Source organism: Mitsuaria sp. BK041, from assembly GCF_014193085.1.
Taxonomy (GTDB): domain Bacteria; phylum Pseudomonadota; class Gammaproteobacteria; order Burkholderiales; family Burkholderiaceae_C; genus Roseateles.
The window spans coordinates 469,764-485,444 of sequence record NZ_JACHYT010000002.1; the positions used below are offsets into that span (position 1 = coordinate 469,764).

A 15,681-nucleotide genomic window follows, 5' to 3' on the forward strand; every position below is an offset into this window, starting at 1 on the left:
AATGACCAGTCAGCATCCATCGTCGAACGTCGATTCCATCGACAGCGTGTCCGGCATCCTTGGCGCCCTCCGACCAAAATGGCGACGGATCACCGCCATCTCGGTGGGCACTGCAGTGCTCGCCTACGGGGTGGCCCTGATCATTCCTCCCACCTACACCGCGCGCACGACCTTCATCAGCCCGCAGCAACAACAGAACTCCGCCGCGGCGGCCTTGTCCTCGCTAGGCGCGTTGTCCGGCCTCGCCGGCGTGGCCTCCGGTATCAAGAGCCCCGCCGACCAGTACGCCTCGCTGCTGCAGAGCGTGACCATCAACAATCGGATCATCGACCGGTTCGACCTGATGAAGGAGTTCGAGTCCAAGTACAAGGAAGACGCGCGCAAGCGTCTGAACGGCCTGGTCCGGATCTCCATTGGCAAGAAGGACAACCTGATCTCGATCGATGTGGATGATCGCGATCCTGAGCGCGCCATGAAGATGGCGAACGCCTACGTCGAGGAACTGCGAAGCTTGACCAACAGCTTGGCCTTGTCCGAAGCTCAGCAACGACGGGTCTTCTTCGAACAGCAACTAGCTCAAACGAAAGAAGCGCTAGCCAAGGCCCAGGCGGCCGTCCAGAAGAGCGGCTTCTCCGAAGGGGCGCTCAAGAGCGAACCGAAGGCCGCGGCGGAAGCGTACGCGCGGGTCAAGGTGGAGATCGCCGCAGCCGAAGTCCGCCTGGCCACCCTGCGAAAGACATTGACGGATGCCTCTCCGGACGTCCAGCGCATGCAGGCAACCTTGTCCGGCTTGCGCGCTCAGCTCGCGGAGTACGAGCGCCCGGCTCAGACGCTCGGATCGCAGGACTACGTGTCCGCATATCGGGAGTTCAAGTATCAGGAAGCCCTGTTCGAGGTCTACGCGAAGCAGTTCGAGCTGGCGAAGATGGATGAGGCCCGAGACGGAACGATCATCCAGGTCCTGGACCCCGCCCTGAAGCCCGAAAGGCGCAGCAAGCCCAAGCGGCTCTTCCTGGCCGCCGCCGCCATGGCGATCGCCGCCCTGCTGTCCTCCGCGTACTTCCTCGTGGTCGCGCAGCGCGGCCGTCGCGAGCGCACCTGACCCCCCGTCGGTGTGGGCCGGCGGGCGAAGGATGCGTGCTACAGTCCGCCCGTTCATCGCGTGAACAGGTAGCCTGGATGTCACCGCCCCCTTCCGAAGAAAGAGAAAGCGACCTCGATTTCAAGTTGCTGCGCCAGATCGACGAGCGTGGCAGCGGTAATCAGCGCGACCTGGCCAAGCGCCTCGGCGTCAGCGTTGGCAAGGTCAACTTCTGCATGCGGGCCGTCATCGATCGCGGCTGGGTCAAGGTCAACAACTTCCGGCGCGCCGACAACAAGCTCGCCTACGCCTACCTGCTCACGCCAAGCGGCGTCCACGCCAAGATGCAAATGACCCGCGCGTTCCTCGCCCGCAAGGAGCTCGAGTTCGAGCAGCTCCAACGCGAGATCAGCGAACTCCGGCATGAGGTGTCGGAAAACGACGGCAACAAGACCGCCTAAAAGACAAGTTCAGGGAACCGGCATGCACACCGTCACCATCAGCAGCGGCAGGACCTATCAGGTCCAAACGGGCGAGGCCCTGCTAGACGCCGCACTGCGCCAGGGCGTCGTGCTGGACTACAGCTGCCGCACCGGCCGCTGCAGCTCCTGCAAGGGACGCGTGCGCTCCGGCGAGACTGTCGCCAAGCATGACGAACTGGGCCTGAGCGCCGAGGACAAGGCCCATGGCTTCATCCTGACCTGCGTGCGCGAGGCGTGCGGCCCGGTCGAGTTGGAGATCGACGACCTCGGCGACATCGTACTGCCCGAAGCCAAGACCCTGCCCTGCCGCATCCAGTCCATCGAGCGCTTGTCCCATGACGTGGTGCGCGTGATGCTGCGCCTGCCACCGACATCGGCGCTGGACTTCTTGCCCGGCCAGTACATCGACGTGATCGGCGCCGAGGGCCTGCGCCGCAGCTACTCCGTCGCCAATGCGCCGCGCGCCGATAAGCAGATCGAACTGCACATCCGCGAAGTCGCCGATGGCGCCATGAGCCGCTACTGGTTCCACGAGGCCAAGGCCAACGATCTGCTGCGCCTGCGCGGCCCGCTGGGCACCTTCTTCCTGCGCGGTCAGGCTGGCAAGGACCTGGTGCTGCTTGCCACCGGCACCGGCATCGCGCCGCTGAAGGCGATCCTGGAAGGACTGGCGGCGCAGCCTGCACAGACTCGACCGCGCAGCGTGACCGTCTACTGGGGTGGCCGCCATCGCGAGGATCTGTACTGGCAACCCGAAGGCTTCGATGCCCTGCCCGCTTTCCGCTTCGTGCCGGTGCTCTCGCGCGCCGGTGACGGCTGGGCCGGCGAGCGCGGCCACGTGCAGGACGTGATGCTGCGCGAGCACCCGTATCTGGCCGACACGCTGGTCTATGCCTGTGGATCCGACGCCATGATCCACGGCGCCCAGGCCAAGCTGCATGCGGCCGGCCTGCCCGACCGCCAATTCCATTCCGACGCCTTCGTGTGCTCGGCCGCGACCTGACCGTCAACCTCCTCGATCTAGCGATCCCGATCCGATAGGACCTTTCCCATGAAAGCAGTGATTCTGGCCGGCGGCCTGGGCACCCGACTCAGCGAAGAGACTTCCACCCGTCCGAAGCCGATGGTCGAGATCGGCGGCAAGCCGATCCTGTGGCACATCCTGAAGATGTACTCGCATTACGGCGTCAACGACTTCGTGATCTGCTGCGGCTACAAGGGCTACGTGATCAAGGAGTACTTCGCTAACTACTTCCTGCACATGTCCGACGTCACCTTCGACATGCGCAGCAACCGGATGGAAGTCCATCACAAGCGCGCCGAACCCTGGAACGTCACGTTGGTGGATACCGGCGACGAATCGATGACCGGTGGCCGCCTGCGCCGCGTGGCCGACTACGTGCGCCACGAGGAGGCCTTCTGCTTCACCTACGGGGACGGCGTCGGCGACGTGGACATCGGCGCCACGATCGACTTCCACAAGCGACACGGCAAGGCGGCGACGCTGACCGCCACCTACCCGCCCGGCCGTTTCGGCGCGCTGGACATCCAGGGCGGCCAGGTCCGCAGCTTCAAGGAGAAGCCCAAGGGCGACGGCGCCATGATCAACGGCGGCTTCTTCGTGCTCTCGCCCCAGGTGCTGGACTACGTCAAGAACGACGCCACCGTCTGGGAACAGGAGCCGCTGATGGGCCTCGCCGAGGACAACCAGCTGATGGCCTACGAGCACCACGGCTTCTGGCAGCCGATGGACACGCTGCGCGACAAGCACCTGCTGGAAGAGCTGTGGGCGTCCGGCAAGGCCCCGTGGAAGAAGTGGGACTGACCCGGCCATGCAGCAGACGAATCCCGAGTTCTGGCGCGGCAAGCGCGTCCTGCTGACCGGCCACACCGGTTTCAAGGGCAGCTGGCTGAGCCTGTGGCTGCAGTCCATGGGCGCGACGCTGCGCGGCCTGTCGCTGACGCCGCCGACCGAGCCCGCGCTCTTCGACGTCGCCCGCGTTGCCGAAGGCATGGAACACCGCATCGGCGACATCCGCGACTTCGCCGTGGTGAAGGCCGAGATGGACGACTTCAAGCCGGAGATCGTCATCCACATGGCGGCACAGCCGCTGGTGCGCCTGTCCTACAGCCAACCGATCGAGACCTACGCGACGAACGTGATGGGTACGGTGCATGTGCTCGAAGCAGCGCGCCATGCCGGCTCGGTCAAGGCCATCGTGAATATCACGACGGACAAGTGCTACGAGAACCGCGAGTGGGTCTGGGGCTATCGTGAAGACGAGCCGATGGGCGGTCACGACCCCTACTCCAACAGCAAGGGCTGCGCGGAGCTGGTCAGCTCTGCCTACCGCAAGTCCTTCCTGAAGGATGCCGGCATCGCGATGGCCACGGCCCGCGCGGGCAACGTCATCGGCGGCGGCGACTGGGCGCTGGATCGCCTGATCCCCGACATCCTGCGCGCGCTGCAGGACAAGCAGCCGGTGCTGATCCGCAACCCGCATGCGATCCGTCCGTGGCAACACGTGCTGGAGCCGCTGTCCGGCTATCTGCTGCTCGCCGAGCGCCTCTACACGCAGGGTCAGGCCGTTGCCGAGGGCTGGAACTTTGGTCCCCGCGACGAGGACGCCCGTCCCGTGCAATGGATCGTCGAGCACCTGTGCGAGTCGTGGGGAGACGGCGCCTCGTGGACGCTGCAACCGGGCAATCACCCGCACGAAGCCAGCTTCCTGAAGCTGGACATCTCCAAGGCGCGTCAGCGTCTGCAATGGGCGCCGCGCTGGTCTCTCGAGACCACGCTGAGCCGCATCACCGATTGGCATCAGGCCTGGCTCTCGGGCCAGGACATGCGCGCCATCTGCCTGAATCAAATCTCTCAATACCGATCCGACGTATGACCACCTCCACCGTCAACTTCCAGCCGCAGCTCGACAAGCTCCGCAGCCAGATCAGCGAGCTGGTCCAGCAGTACGCCGACATCGCGTATGCCCCCAAGGCCTTCGTTCCCGGCCAGACCCCGGTGCCCGTGTCCGGCAAGGTCATCGGCGCCGGCGAACTGAAGATGATGGTCGACGCCTCGCTGGACGGCTGGCTGACCACGGGCCGCTTCAATGCCATGTTCGAGCAACGCCTGGCGCAGTTCCTGGGCGTGAAGTACCTGATCACGGTGAACTCCGGCTCGTCGGCCAACCTGGTGGCCTTCTCGGCGCTGACCAGCCCGAAGCTGGGCGACCGCGCGATCAAGCAAGGTGACGAAGTCATCGGTGTCGCCGCCGGCTTCCCCACGACCGTGAATCCGATCGTGCAGTTCGGCGCGGTGCCAGTCTTCGTCGACGTCGACCTGGCCACGCACAACATCGACGCCAGCAAGATCGAAGCGGCCATCACGCCCAAGACCAAGGCCATCATGCTGGCCCACAGCCTGGGCAATCCGTTCAACCTGGACGTGGTCACGGCGCTGTGCAAGAAGTACAACCTGTGGCTGGTCGAGGACTGCTGCGACGCGCTGGGCGCGACGTACAACGGCCAGTTGGTCGGCACCTTCGGCGACATCGGCACGCTCAGCTTCTACCCCGCCCACCACATCACGATGGGTGAAGGCGGCGCGGTGTTCACCAACAACGCCGAGTTGAAGCTGATCGCCGAATCCTTCCGCGACTGGGGCCGCGACTGCTACTGCCCCCCCGGCAAGGACAACACCTGCGACAAGCGCTTCTGCTGGACCAAGGAGCAGCTGGGCGGCGACCTGCCGGACGGCTACGACCACAAGTACACGTACAGCCACCTGGGCTACAACCTGAAGATCTCGGACATGCAGGCCGCGTGCGCGCTGGCGCAGATGGACCGCGTCGAGGAATTCATCGCCAAGCGCCGCGCCAACTTCGCCTACCTGAAGGCCAAGCTGGCGAGCGTCGAGCAGTTCCTGCACCTGCCCGAGGCGACGCCGAACTCCGAGCCCTCGTGGTTCGGCTTCCCGCTGATCGTCAAGGACACCGCGGGCGTGAAGCGCGCGGACCTGATCAACTTCCTGGAAGAGAACAAGATCGGCACGCGCCTGCTGTTCGCGGGCAACCTGACGAAGCAGCCGTACATGGCGGGTCGCAACTACCGCGTCAGCGGCGAGCTGACCAACACCGACGTGGTGATGAACCAGACCTTCTGGCTGGGCACCTTCCCGGCGCTGGGCCAGGAGCAGCTGGACTACATCGCCGGCAAGCTGGAAGAGTTCTTCGGCGTGAACTTCTGACCAGAGCACGACCCGCATGCGCATCCTCCTGACCGGCCCCGGCGGCTTCCTCGGCAGCGCGCTGGCCCGTTACTGGGCCGGACGTGGCCATGCGCTGACGCTGCTGGCGCGGCCCAGCTCCCGCCTGGAACGGCTGGAGCACTTGCTGCCGTCGATGCACGTGCTGCGCGCCTCCACGCCCGAGGAGATCGTCGCAGCGGTCCGCGAGGCGGCGCCGGACGCCATCGTCCACACCGCCTGCTCGTATGGCCGCAGAGGTGAGACGCCGCTGGACGTGATGGGCGCCAACCTGGTCCTCGGCGGCGCCCTGCTGCAGGCCGTGCTGGATGACGCGACAGGCAGCACCGGTCCGGTGGCCTTCCTGAACACCGGGACGGTCCTGGCGCCCGAGGTCAGCCTGTACGCATTGAGCAAGACCCAGTTCTCGGCGTGGGGAGCCGCGCTGGCCGCGGCGTCGCCGCAACGCCTGCGCTTCATCGACATCCGTTTGCAGCAGATGTACGGGCCCGGCGATGACCGCTCAAAGTTCACCAGTCACGTCATCGAGGCGTGTCGCCGTGACGAGCCACACCTGGCCTTGACGCCGGGCGAGCAGCGGCGCGACTTCATCCACATCGATGACGTGGTGCGCGCGTACGACCACATCCTGGAGCGGCGAGAGGATTTCGCCGCCAGCGATGCGATCGACGTCGGCTCCGGCGAGGCCGTCACGATGCGCGCCTTCGTCGAGCTGGCCAAGCAGGTGACCGGCGCGTCCACGCTGCTGGACTTCGGCGCCGTGCCCTACCGTCCTAACGAAGCCATGCTGTGCGTGGCGGACACGAGCCGGCTGCTCAGCTTGGGATGGCGTCCGGAGGTCTCGTTAGCCGACGGCCTGGCACATATGGCCCGCTTGCCCGATGCCCAGCGCTGACCGGCTTTTCCGACCTTCGAATCCTTTGAGCGAAAACCACCCATGAAACTCCTGATCACCGGCGGATGCGGCTTCCTGGGCTCCAACCTAGCGGCCCACGCCCTGTCTCAAGGCATCGAGCTGTGCGTATTCGACAGCCTCTATCGCCATGGCTCGCAAAGCAATCTGCAGTGGCTGCGCGGCCAAGGCGGCTTCGAGTTCGTGCACGGCGACATCCGCAACGCCAACGACGTGCAGCGCGTGGTCGCGCGCATGAAGCCCGACGCGATCTTCCACCTGGCGGGCCAGGTCGCGATGACCACCTCGATCGCGGATCCGCGCATGGACTTCGAGGTCAACGCGCTGGGCACGCTGAACCTGCTGGAAGCCGTGCGTGCGCATGCGCCGGAAGCGGTCGTGATCTATTCGTCGACCAACAAGGTCTACGGCGACCTGGAACAGTTCCAGTACCGCGAGACCGACACTCGCTACGTCTGCGTCGATCAACCCGAGGGCTTCGACGAACAGACGCCGCTGGACTTCCACTCGCCTTACGGCTGCTCCAAGGGTTCGGCGGACCAGTACCTGCGCGACTATCACCGCATCTTCGGCCTGAAGACCGTGGTGTTCCGCCACTCGTCGATGTACGGCGGCCGCCAGTTCGCGACCGCAGACCAGGGCTGGATCGGCTGGTTCTGCCAGATGGCCGCGGAAACCCGCGCCGGCCTGCGCCGCGAGCCCTTCACCATCTCCGGCAACGGCAAGCAGGTGCGCGACGTGCTGCATGGCGAGGACATGATCTCGCTGTACTTCAGCACGCTGAAGCATGCGGACGCGGCGGCCGGCCAGGCCTTCAACATCGGTGGCGGCATCGCCAACAGCCTGTCGCTGCTGGAGCTGTTCGGCCTGTTGGAGTCCGACATCGGCCAACCGCTGCAGTACACCAAGCTGCCACCGCGCGAGAGCGATCAACGCGTGTTCGTGGCGGACATCGGGAAGATGCGGCGCTTGACTGGATGGGCCCCTCAGGTGAGCGCGCGTGAAGGCGTTTCGCGCATGCTGGCGTGGACCTCGAGCATGCTCGCCGAGCGCTGATGAAGTCGACGGCGACGGTCCTGGCCGGGTGGTCCGCGCGTGTCGTGGTGATCGGGTGTTCCCTGGTGAACACCCGACTGCTGCTGAACATGCTGGATGTCCCCGCCTATGCCGTCTACGCCATCGTGCTGTCCCTAGGCCCCTGGTTCAACCTCTTGAACCTGGGGATTCCCAATACCGCGCAGAACGCGATCGCGCGACACCGGGCCGAAGGCACGGACCACCGGGAACTGCAACACGCCGTGGTGAACACGGCGGTGGTCGCGGCGGCGCTGGGGCTGGTGTTGTGCTGGCCGATCGGATGGATCGTCCAGCACACGGTGCTCTCCGGCCACGACGAGACATCCGTCCGGGCGGTGGCGCTGCTGTGCTTCGGCCTGTGCCTGACGGCCCTGACGCCGGTCTTCAACCAGGTCCTGTTCGGGTTGCACCGCGGTCTCTGGCCCAACGTGATGCCCGGCTTGCAGAGTCTGGCCACGACGGGACTGCTGCTGGCCATGTCGGGAGTCGGGCTGAAGGGCCTCAACTGGGCGGTCGTCACCTTTGTCGCTCCGGCGTTGCTCGTCTTCGGGATCCTGGCCCTTGCAGCCGGGGCCGCTCCGCGCCATGGCATCGACTGGAGACAGTTGAAGCGGGTGATGATGGAAGCCCGCCACTTCCTGCTATTCGGCCTGTTGTCGACCGGCGCGCTGTCCGCGGACTATCTGGTCATGGCCCGCACTCTGTCCAGCCTCGATATCGTCGAGTACAACCTGGCCAGCAAGGTGTTCACCGTGCTGCTGACCGTGCACGCGGTGGTGCTGTCGAGTTCCTGGTCCGGTCTCTCCGATCTGCATTACAGCGGCCAGTCCGGGCTCCTGCGGCGGCGCGTCCGATCGTTGCTGGTGGTGGGAGCGCTCGTGGTGCTGCCTCCCGCGCTGTTGATCGTCGCCTTCCAGTCCGACGTGTTCAGGTTGATCAGCGGCGCGCGCGCGGTACCTGTCTCGCTCACCCTGCTGGCCCTCTGGCCGGTCTACCTGTTGATCCGCGTCTGGTGCGACACCTTCGCGCTGGCGCACATGAGCGCCGGTCGCGTGAGCACGATGAACGCGTACGTAGCCGGCCAGACCGCGCTGAGCATCGCCGGCCAGATCTGGCTCGGCTCCCGTTACGGCGCGGCGGGTATCCTCGCCGGCATTTCCCTCTCGTTCCTGCTGACGGCGGCGTGGATCCTGCCGGTGCGCTTCGTGCAGCTCACCCGTGCCGCCACGCCCTGACTCCTCTTACGCTGCCATGGCTCCCCTCATTTCCATCGCGATCCCGACCTACAACCGCGCCACCGTGCTCGCCGACACGCTGAGCGCCCTGGCCACCCATCCCGAACTGATGGCCGACGAGGTCGAACTCGTGATCAGCGACAACGCATCGACCGACACCACGGCCGAGGTTGTCCGGGACTTCGCCGCGCGCACGGGCAAAGCGGTGCGATACAGCCGCAACGACCGCAACCTCGGCATCGACGGCAACATCCACGCGGTTTCCCATCTCGCGACGGGACGCTACCTGCTGCTGATGTCCGACGACGACTTCCTGAGGCCGGGTGCGCTCACCCGGCTGTCGGAACTCGTCCGTCAGCATCCGGACCTGCTGTTCTGCTTCGCCAACGGCGGCTCGTTCAGCGGCCGTTACGACCCAAGCGTCGCGCTGCCATCGCTGATCCAGATCCCGGACACGATGGTGACGCGGGACCCCGACGCCGTGCTCCAGACGATCTGGATCTGGTCCACCTTCATCTCCGCGTTCTTCGTGGACCGGCAAGCCTGGGTCGCCGTGCCTGACCAGCAACGCTTCATCGGCAGCGACATCTACCTGACGCATGTGCTGTACCGAGTCCTGGCAGGCAACCGGGGCCGGACCTGCGTCGTGACCTCGGAGCAGCTCTCGGCCGCGCGCATGGAGTACACCGGCAGCTTCCGTATCTTCCACGCCTTCGGCAACAGCTTCCTCGGCCTGGTCTGCGACGAAGCGCCGCGCTTGGGCCTGGACAAGGCCGCGATGCGCGCGGTCAAGCTGGCGACCATACGCAAGGGCTTGCCGCCAATGATCCTGATGGTGCGACGCGGCCTCAAGCCCCGCCGTCTCACCTGGATGGAATGGCGACTGCTGTTCCGTCACACCTGGTGGGAGCCTTCGGCCTGGGCCTACCTGCTGCCAATCTGTCTGCTACCGCAATCGGGCATCGAGGCGCTGATGCGCCTGAAGCGCCTGGTGGTGAAACGCTCCCTGTTCGCGTGACCGGATGAGCTCACCGACGTCCATGATTCTCGCGCTGGGCGCCCGTGTGGCGCTGGCGGTGTCCTATCGCTGGCGCCGGCTGTGCAGCGCCCTGGTCGCGAGCCGCTTCGGCCATGCGCCGGGCCACGTGTACCTGGGCAAGGATTGCATCGTCGTTGGCCACCGCCACATTCGCCTGGAAGGACGGCTCGTCGCGCTGGCTCGCAACCGCATCGAGGCGATCGATCGGCACGGGTCGCATCGCTTCACCCCGCGGCTGCAGATCGGCGACAACGTCTCGATGGAGTACGACTGCCACATCGGCTGCGTCAATGAGGTGAGCATCGGCGCGCGGGTCCTGATGGCCAGCCGCGTCTACATCTCGGACCATGCGCACGGTGGCACCACGGCGCAAGACCTGGCGCTGCCCCCGAACGCGCGACCGGTCGTTTCCAAGGGGCCGGTGATCATCGAGGACGATGTCTGGCTCGGCGAGGGCGTGGCCGTGATGCCGGGCGTGCGCATCGGGCGCGCCTCGGTCATCGGCGCCAACGCCGTGGTCACGCGGGACATCCCACCCTTCAGCGTCGCCGTGGGAGCGCCAGCGCGAGTCATCAAGACCTTGCCGGCCGCGTCCGACGCGCCTCCTTCGCTCGCCCTCCCAGGCGTGCCGGACACCGCTCCGGACATCTTTAAAGCCGTTTCCGAGTCATGAGCCCTACCGTCTTCACGATCGTTTCCCGCAACTACTTCGCCTACGCGCGCACGCTCGGCGACAGCTTGCGGCAGTCCAACCCGACGGTCGAGTTCAACGTGCTGATCGTGGATCGCAAGGATCCGGCTTTCGAGGCCCGGCATCCGGACTGGCGCATCACCTGGGTCGAGGACCTGGGCATTCCTGACTTCGAGCAGGTTGCCTTCAAGTACGACATTCTGGAGCTGAACACCAACGTCAAGCCAACCTTCGCCAAGCACCTGCTGCAGCGGCACGAGAAGGTGGTTTATCTCGATCCCGACATCTTCGTCTACAGCAGCCTGCAGCCGATCTTCGACCTGCTGGATCGCCATGCCGTGGTGCTGACCCCGCACATCACCGAGCCGATCGACGACGGCCTGCTCCCCGGCGAGCCGGAGTTCCTGACCTCGGGCATCTACAACCTGGGTTTCGCCGCCTTCAACGGAAGTGCGGAGAGCCTGAAGGTGTTGTCCTGGTGGGAACAGCGCTGCCTGCACCTGGCCTACAACGAGCAGAGCCAGGGCTTCTTCGTCGACCAGAAGTGGATGGACTTCGTGCCGAGCCTGTGCGCGACTGCCTTCGTCCTTCGGGATCCCCAATACAACACCGCCTACTGGAACCTGCACGAGCGTGAGGTGGCCTGGACCGACGAGCGCGCGACGATCGCGGGCAAGCCGCTGGTGTTCTTCCACTTCAGCGGGTTGCCGCCGCTGGGGGACGACCGCGTGTCGAAGTACCAGACGCGCTTCCGACTGAGCGAGCGGGCTGACATCGCCCCCCTCTTCTCCGCCTATCGCGACCACCTCGCCCGCAACGGCCATGCGGACTACCTGCAGCTGCCCTATGGCTTCGGGTCCTTCAGCGACGGCACTCCCATCAGCGGGCTGGCTCGTCGGGTGTCCACGGGACTGGCGGAGTTCCACGCCTCTCGCACACCGTTCGATGCGACCGGGGCGCTGTGCCAGTCGCTCCGGCAAGCCCGCTTGCTGGTCGCGACGAAGCCCGCCAGCGCCAGTGCGCCCCGGCCGGCCGCGCCCGCCAATGGCGGTGACGAGGCCCGTCGCCTCGACCGCATCGTCGGGGTTGTCTTCCGAGGGCTACTTCGGTTCTTCGGTCCGGCCCGGTATGAGCGCCTGATGCGCTACCTCGCGCGGTCTTCGCAACTGCGGACGCAGACCTTCCTGGTGCGTCGCTGACCTCGCATCCCTCATGTCCGCCTCTTCCGCTTTGACACCATCGGCCGCGCACCCCGCCTCCGGGGGCACGGGACCAGCGCCGCTGGCCGAACGGCTGTTCATGCTGTTCTTCGGCCTGTTGCTGGTGCGCGGTCTCTTCTCCGGCTGGGACCTGACCTACGACTTCAACCTGCACAAGCTGGTTCGCTGGGGCGTCGACCTGAGTATCTACACCGTGCCAGCGGCGGTGTCCCTGGCCTACCTGCGAGGGCGGCGACTGATCCCGGGTGCGGTGGTCCTGGTGGGGTACACGGCGGTCTCGCTGGCGGCGGGCCTGCTGGCCTACGACAGCGTCTTCGGGATCGAGAAGAGCTTGTCGCTCACGTTCATCAACACGCTGCAACTCAGTTGCATCGTCGTCACTTGCGCCGCGGTGATGCACGGTGATGTCCGAATCTCCGACCGGGCACTCGACCGGGTGGCCCGCTTCGGCGTGCTCTATGTGTTCGCCTGCCTCTTGATCGGTGGGGCCATCGGGCTCTACTACCTCAACGGGGGAACGCCCATCTCGGCCGGTGGCAAGTTCTTCTTCGTCAGTCCGATCGCGCTGCGCATGGGCGCGACCTTCTCCGAACCCAGCTATCTCGGGTTCTACATGGGCTTCTGCGCCTTGCATGTCCATGCGCGCCATCCCGGGAAATGGTCGGCAGCCTTCCTGATCTTTGTCGGTGCCGTGCTCTATCTGGTGGTCGGCGCGAAGTTCGCGATCATCGCCTTCCCGCTGACGCTTCTGCTGGTGCCGCTCGTGCGCCGGGCATCGCTCGGTACCGTGCGAATCGCGCTGTACGCCTTCGTGCTGGCCCTCTTTGCGGCGATCGCGCTGGGCTTCGACGAATACGTCTACCAGCATGTGTTCGCCCAGATCGAGTACGAGGACCAACAGACCTTTGTCGCGCGCTTCTCCTACATCTTCTCGTCCTTCCGCCATCTGGCCAGTCATCCGCTGGGCACCGGATTCGGCGGATGGATGTTCTCGCTGCCGCCCAACATGGCGGACACGCTGGAGATGACCCGAGGGCTGGCCAACGAAGAGATCGCCGAACAACTGGCCACCGGATTCAACTTCGCCCCGAAGGACTCGACCAGCCTGGTGCTGCTGATCGCCGGCTGGGTCGGGGTCATCGGCGTGGTCGAGGGTCTGGTGGCCTTGCTCCGGCAGGCGCGCCGCGGGCGCGAGAGCCGCGTCGCTCTCGTGATCTACATCGCACTGAGCATCGCGGTCTATATCAACGCTATCGCGGTCCCAATGTTCTTCGCGCTGGCACTGGTGGCCAGCGCCGAGCTCTTTCAGTCGCAGCGCCATCTACGCGCCGCACCGTAAACAGTCAGCACGCATGAAAACAACAAGGATTGGCGTCGACGCGACGGCCTTGGTCGCCAAGCCGACCGGTGTTGGCAACTACATCCGGGCGCTCCTGGAGCCCTTGGTCGCCGCGCATCCCGAGGCGGAGTTCATCCTCTTCAGCAACGACGAGGTGGTCTTCCCGTCGTTCCCGAACGTTCGGACCCGCGTCTCTCGGCCCAAGCGCCGCGGTCCCTACTGGCAGAACACCCAGCTGCGGCGCATGCTTGCCGAGGAACGCCCGCACACGTACTGGGCGACCAACGGTCTGCTTCCGCTCCTGCGGCCGCGCGGCATGGGCACGGTGCTGACCGTGCATGACCTGGTCTACAAGTTCGCTCCGGAGACCTTGCCGACCGTCAGCCTCTGGGGCCGTCGACTGGGGCAGCAGGCGGCCGTGCGCGCCGCCGACCGCGTGATCGTGGTCTCCCATGCCACGGGCGTCGATGCCGCGCAGACCTATCGGCGCGATCCCGACGCGGTGATTCCCCCGCTGGCCGATCCTATCTTCCACCGGCCCTCGCACGACGCCATCGCGGCGGTCCGGCATCGCCTCGACATCGCCAACCCCTATCTGCTCACGCTAGGGACGCTGGAGCCGCGCAAGAACCTGGTCCGGCTGCTCGAGGCCTACCTCCGCCGCCGCCAGGCGGGCGTGGAGCTGCCCACGTTGGCGCTCGCGGGCGGCAAGGGCTGGCTCGACGACGAGATCGGTCGCCTGCTGGCACGGGGCGAGGCCTCCGGCCATGTCAAACGCCTCGGCTACGTGGCCCTGGAAGATCTGCCTGCGCTGTACGCCGGCTGCCACGCCTTCGTGATGCCCTCCATCTACGAGGGCTACGGCATGCCGCTGCTGGAAGCGCAACTCTGCGGCGCACCCGTCGTTCACGGCCCGCATGCCTCGATGCGCGAGGCGGCCGGCCAGCTCGGCGTGCTCACGCCGATCGACACGGATGGGATCGAGCGCATGCTGGACCAGCTCGCCGCCGGCGAGCTCGCGCTCAACTGCCGCCTGCCAGGCGACATCGACAACGACGCAACTGCCGCGTCGGCGCACCTCTGGCGTCTATTGATGGCCACTTGCAGCGGAGCGGCACGGCCATGAAGTCTCTGTTGATCCTGACGCCGCGATTCCCCTATCCGGTGGTGGGCGGCGACCGCCTGCGCATCTACCAACTCTGCCGGGCGCTCGCCGGTCAGTACCGGCTGACCCTGCTCAGCCTGTGCGAGACCCCCGAGGAGATGACGATGGCAGTGCCCGCGGACGGCGTGTTCCATCGCGTCGAGCGCGTCTACCTGCCCAAGTGGCGGTCCTGGTTGAATACGGCGTTGGCCCTACCGGGCCGCACGCCGCTGCAGGTCGCGTACTACCGCCATGCCGGTTTCCGTCGACGCGCGCTCGAGTTGATGGCTGAGCACGACGGTGCGCTGGCCCATCTGATCCGCGTGGGCGACGTGATCAAGGATGCACCCGGCCCGAAATTCCTTGAGATGACCGACGCCATCTCGTTGAACTACGAACGGATCCGCTCGACCCGCGTCTCCAAGGACGACCTTCGCGCCAAGGTCTATGCGCTCGAGGTGGATCGCCTTCGCGCCTACGAGGAGGCCATCGTCGAGCGGTTCGACCACAGCTTCCTCGTGTCCGACATCGACCGTCGGCATCTCTTTGCCACCCACCCGGGGAAGCTCTCGCGCGTCAGCGTGTTCTCGAACGGCGTGGCGCTGGACACCATGCCTTACCAGTTCGATGCAAGCGGGCGAGACATCATCTTCATCGGCAACATGTTTAGCCTGCAGAACTTCGATGCGGCGATGTACATGGCCGCCGAGGTCCTGCCTCTGGTGCGCAACGCGCGACCCGACGTACGCCTGCGGCTGATCGGTCGCATCCAGCCAGACCAGGCTGCACAGTTGAACGCGCTCGACGGCGTCGACGTGACCGGAGAGGTGCCGGACGTGGTTGCGGCAGCGCGCGGTGGCGCGGTGGGCGTCTGCCCGCTGCGACTGGGCGCCGGCGTCCAGAACAAGGTGCTGGAGTACATGGCGCTGGGCCTGCCGACCGTCTCGACAACGATGGGCCTGGAAGGCTTCCACGCGGAGCATGGTCGCGACCTGCTGGTCGCCGACAGCACCGAGGACCTGGCCACCGCTGTCGTCCGCCTGCTGGATGACCGGACATCGGCCGAAGCGATGGCACGGGCGGCGCGCCACTACGTGGAATCGACGCACTCCTGGTCCGCGATGCTGGCGCCGATGATCCAGCTCATCGACGCCCGGCTCGCGGGAAACGCGTCGACCCAAGCTGCGGGCTGACGC

15 protein-coding genes are annotated in these 15,681 nt (G+C 66.1%); all 15 read left to right on the forward strand.

Translation table 11 applies throughout. The annotated features are described in order from the left end of the window. Position 1: 1 nt before the first annotated feature. On the forward strand, positions 2-1,102 hold the full coding sequence (locus tag FHT38_RS17950; RefSeq protein ID WP_183492763.1) for a Wzz/FepE/Etk N-terminal domain-containing protein: 1,101 nt from the start codon (positions 2-4) through the stop codon (positions 1,100-1,102). A gap of 77 nt (positions 1,103-1,179) precedes the next feature. Continuing rightward, complete coding sequence (locus tag FHT38_RS17955) at positions 1,180-1,542, forward strand: MarR family EPS-associated transcriptional regulator (RefSeq protein ID WP_183493587.1); 363 nt, start codon at positions 1,180-1,182, stop codon at positions 1,540-1,542. Positions 1,543-1,564: 22 nt separating this feature from the next. Beyond that, positions 1,565-2,566 (forward strand): FAD-binding oxidoreductase, encoded by a 1,002-nt coding sequence (locus tag FHT38_RS17960; RefSeq protein ID WP_183492764.1) that lies wholly within the window; start codon positions 1,565-1,567, stop codon positions 2,564-2,566. Between the two features lie 48 nt (positions 2,567-2,614). Then, a complete protein-coding gene (gene rfbF / locus FHT38_RS17965; protein ID WP_183492765.1) occupies positions 2,615-3,388 on the forward strand; it encodes a glucose-1-phosphate cytidylyltransferase in 774 nt (257 codons plus the stop codon). A 7-nt stretch (positions 3,389-3,395) separates the two neighbouring features. Further along, positions 3,396-4,460 (forward strand): CDP-glucose 4,6-dehydratase, encoded by a 1,065-nt coding sequence (rfbG, locus tag FHT38_RS17970; protein WP_183492766.1) that lies wholly within the window; start codon positions 3,396-3,398, stop codon positions 4,458-4,460. Next, positions 4,457-5,809 (forward strand): lipopolysaccharide biosynthesis protein RfbH, encoded by a 1,353-nt coding sequence (gene rfbH / locus FHT38_RS17975; RefSeq protein ID WP_183492767.1) that lies wholly within the window; start codon positions 4,457-4,459, stop codon positions 5,807-5,809. Before rfbG ends, rfbH begins: the two co-directional genes overlap by 4 nt. Positions 5,810-5,825: 16 nt before the next feature. Continuing rightward, on the forward strand, positions 5,826-6,722 hold the full coding sequence (locus FHT38_RS17980) for an NAD(P)-dependent oxidoreductase (protein ID WP_183492768.1): 897 nt from the start codon (positions 5,826-5,828) through the stop codon (positions 6,720-6,722). Positions 6,723-6,764: 42 nt separating this feature from the next. Next, positions 6,765-7,796: a GDP-mannose 4,6-dehydratase gene (locus tag FHT38_RS17985; RefSeq protein WP_183492769.1), complete on the forward strand. Its 1,032-nt coding sequence runs from the start codon at positions 6,765-6,767 to the stop codon at positions 7,794-7,796. Further along, positions 7,796-9,052, forward strand: coding sequence for an oligosaccharide flippase family protein (locus tag FHT38_RS17990; RefSeq protein WP_183492770.1), 1,257 nt, complete (start codon positions 7,796-7,798; stop codon positions 9,050-9,052). Before FHT38_RS17985 ends, FHT38_RS17990 begins: the two co-directional genes overlap by 1 nt. After that, the gene (locus FHT38_RS17995) at positions 9,036-10,070 is read left to right on the forward strand and encodes a glycosyltransferase family 2 protein (protein WP_183492771.1); all 1,035 of its coding nucleotides are present in this window, start codon (positions 9,036-9,038) and stop codon (positions 10,068-10,070) included. The genes FHT38_RS17990 and FHT38_RS17995 overlap by 17 nt, the downstream gene beginning before the upstream one ends. Before the next feature lie 46 nt (positions 10,071-10,116). Next, positions 10,117-10,764: an acyltransferase gene (locus FHT38_RS25680; protein ID WP_310737398.1), complete on the forward strand. Its 648-nt coding sequence runs from the start codon at positions 10,117-10,119 to the stop codon at positions 10,762-10,764. Continuing rightward, positions 10,761-11,981, forward strand: a complete 1,221-nt coding sequence (locus FHT38_RS18005) for a group 1 glycosyl transferase (protein ID WP_183492773.1) — start codon at positions 10,761-10,763, stop codon at positions 11,979-11,981. The genes FHT38_RS25680 and FHT38_RS18005 overlap by 4 nt, the downstream gene beginning before the upstream one ends. Positions 11,982-11,994: 13 nt before the next feature. Further along, the gene (locus FHT38_RS18010; RefSeq protein WP_183492774.1) at positions 11,995-13,341 is read left to right on the forward strand and encodes a hypothetical protein; all 1,347 of its coding nucleotides are present in this window, start codon (positions 11,995-11,997) and stop codon (positions 13,339-13,341) included. Between the two features lie 49 nt (positions 13,342-13,390). Next, positions 13,391-14,467 carry a glycosyltransferase family 1 protein gene (locus FHT38_RS18015; protein ID WP_183492775.1) on the forward strand — a complete coding sequence of 359 codons (1,077 nt, stop codon included), beginning with the start codon at positions 13,391-13,393 and terminating at the stop codon, positions 14,465-14,467. After that, entirely contained in the window at positions 14,464-15,678 is a 1,215-nt protein-coding gene (locus FHT38_RS18020; RefSeq protein ID WP_183492776.1) for a glycosyltransferase family 4 protein, read from the forward strand. The genes FHT38_RS18015 and FHT38_RS18020 overlap by 4 nt, the downstream gene beginning before the upstream one ends. The last annotated feature ends 3 nt before the right edge of the window (positions 15,679-15,681 follow it).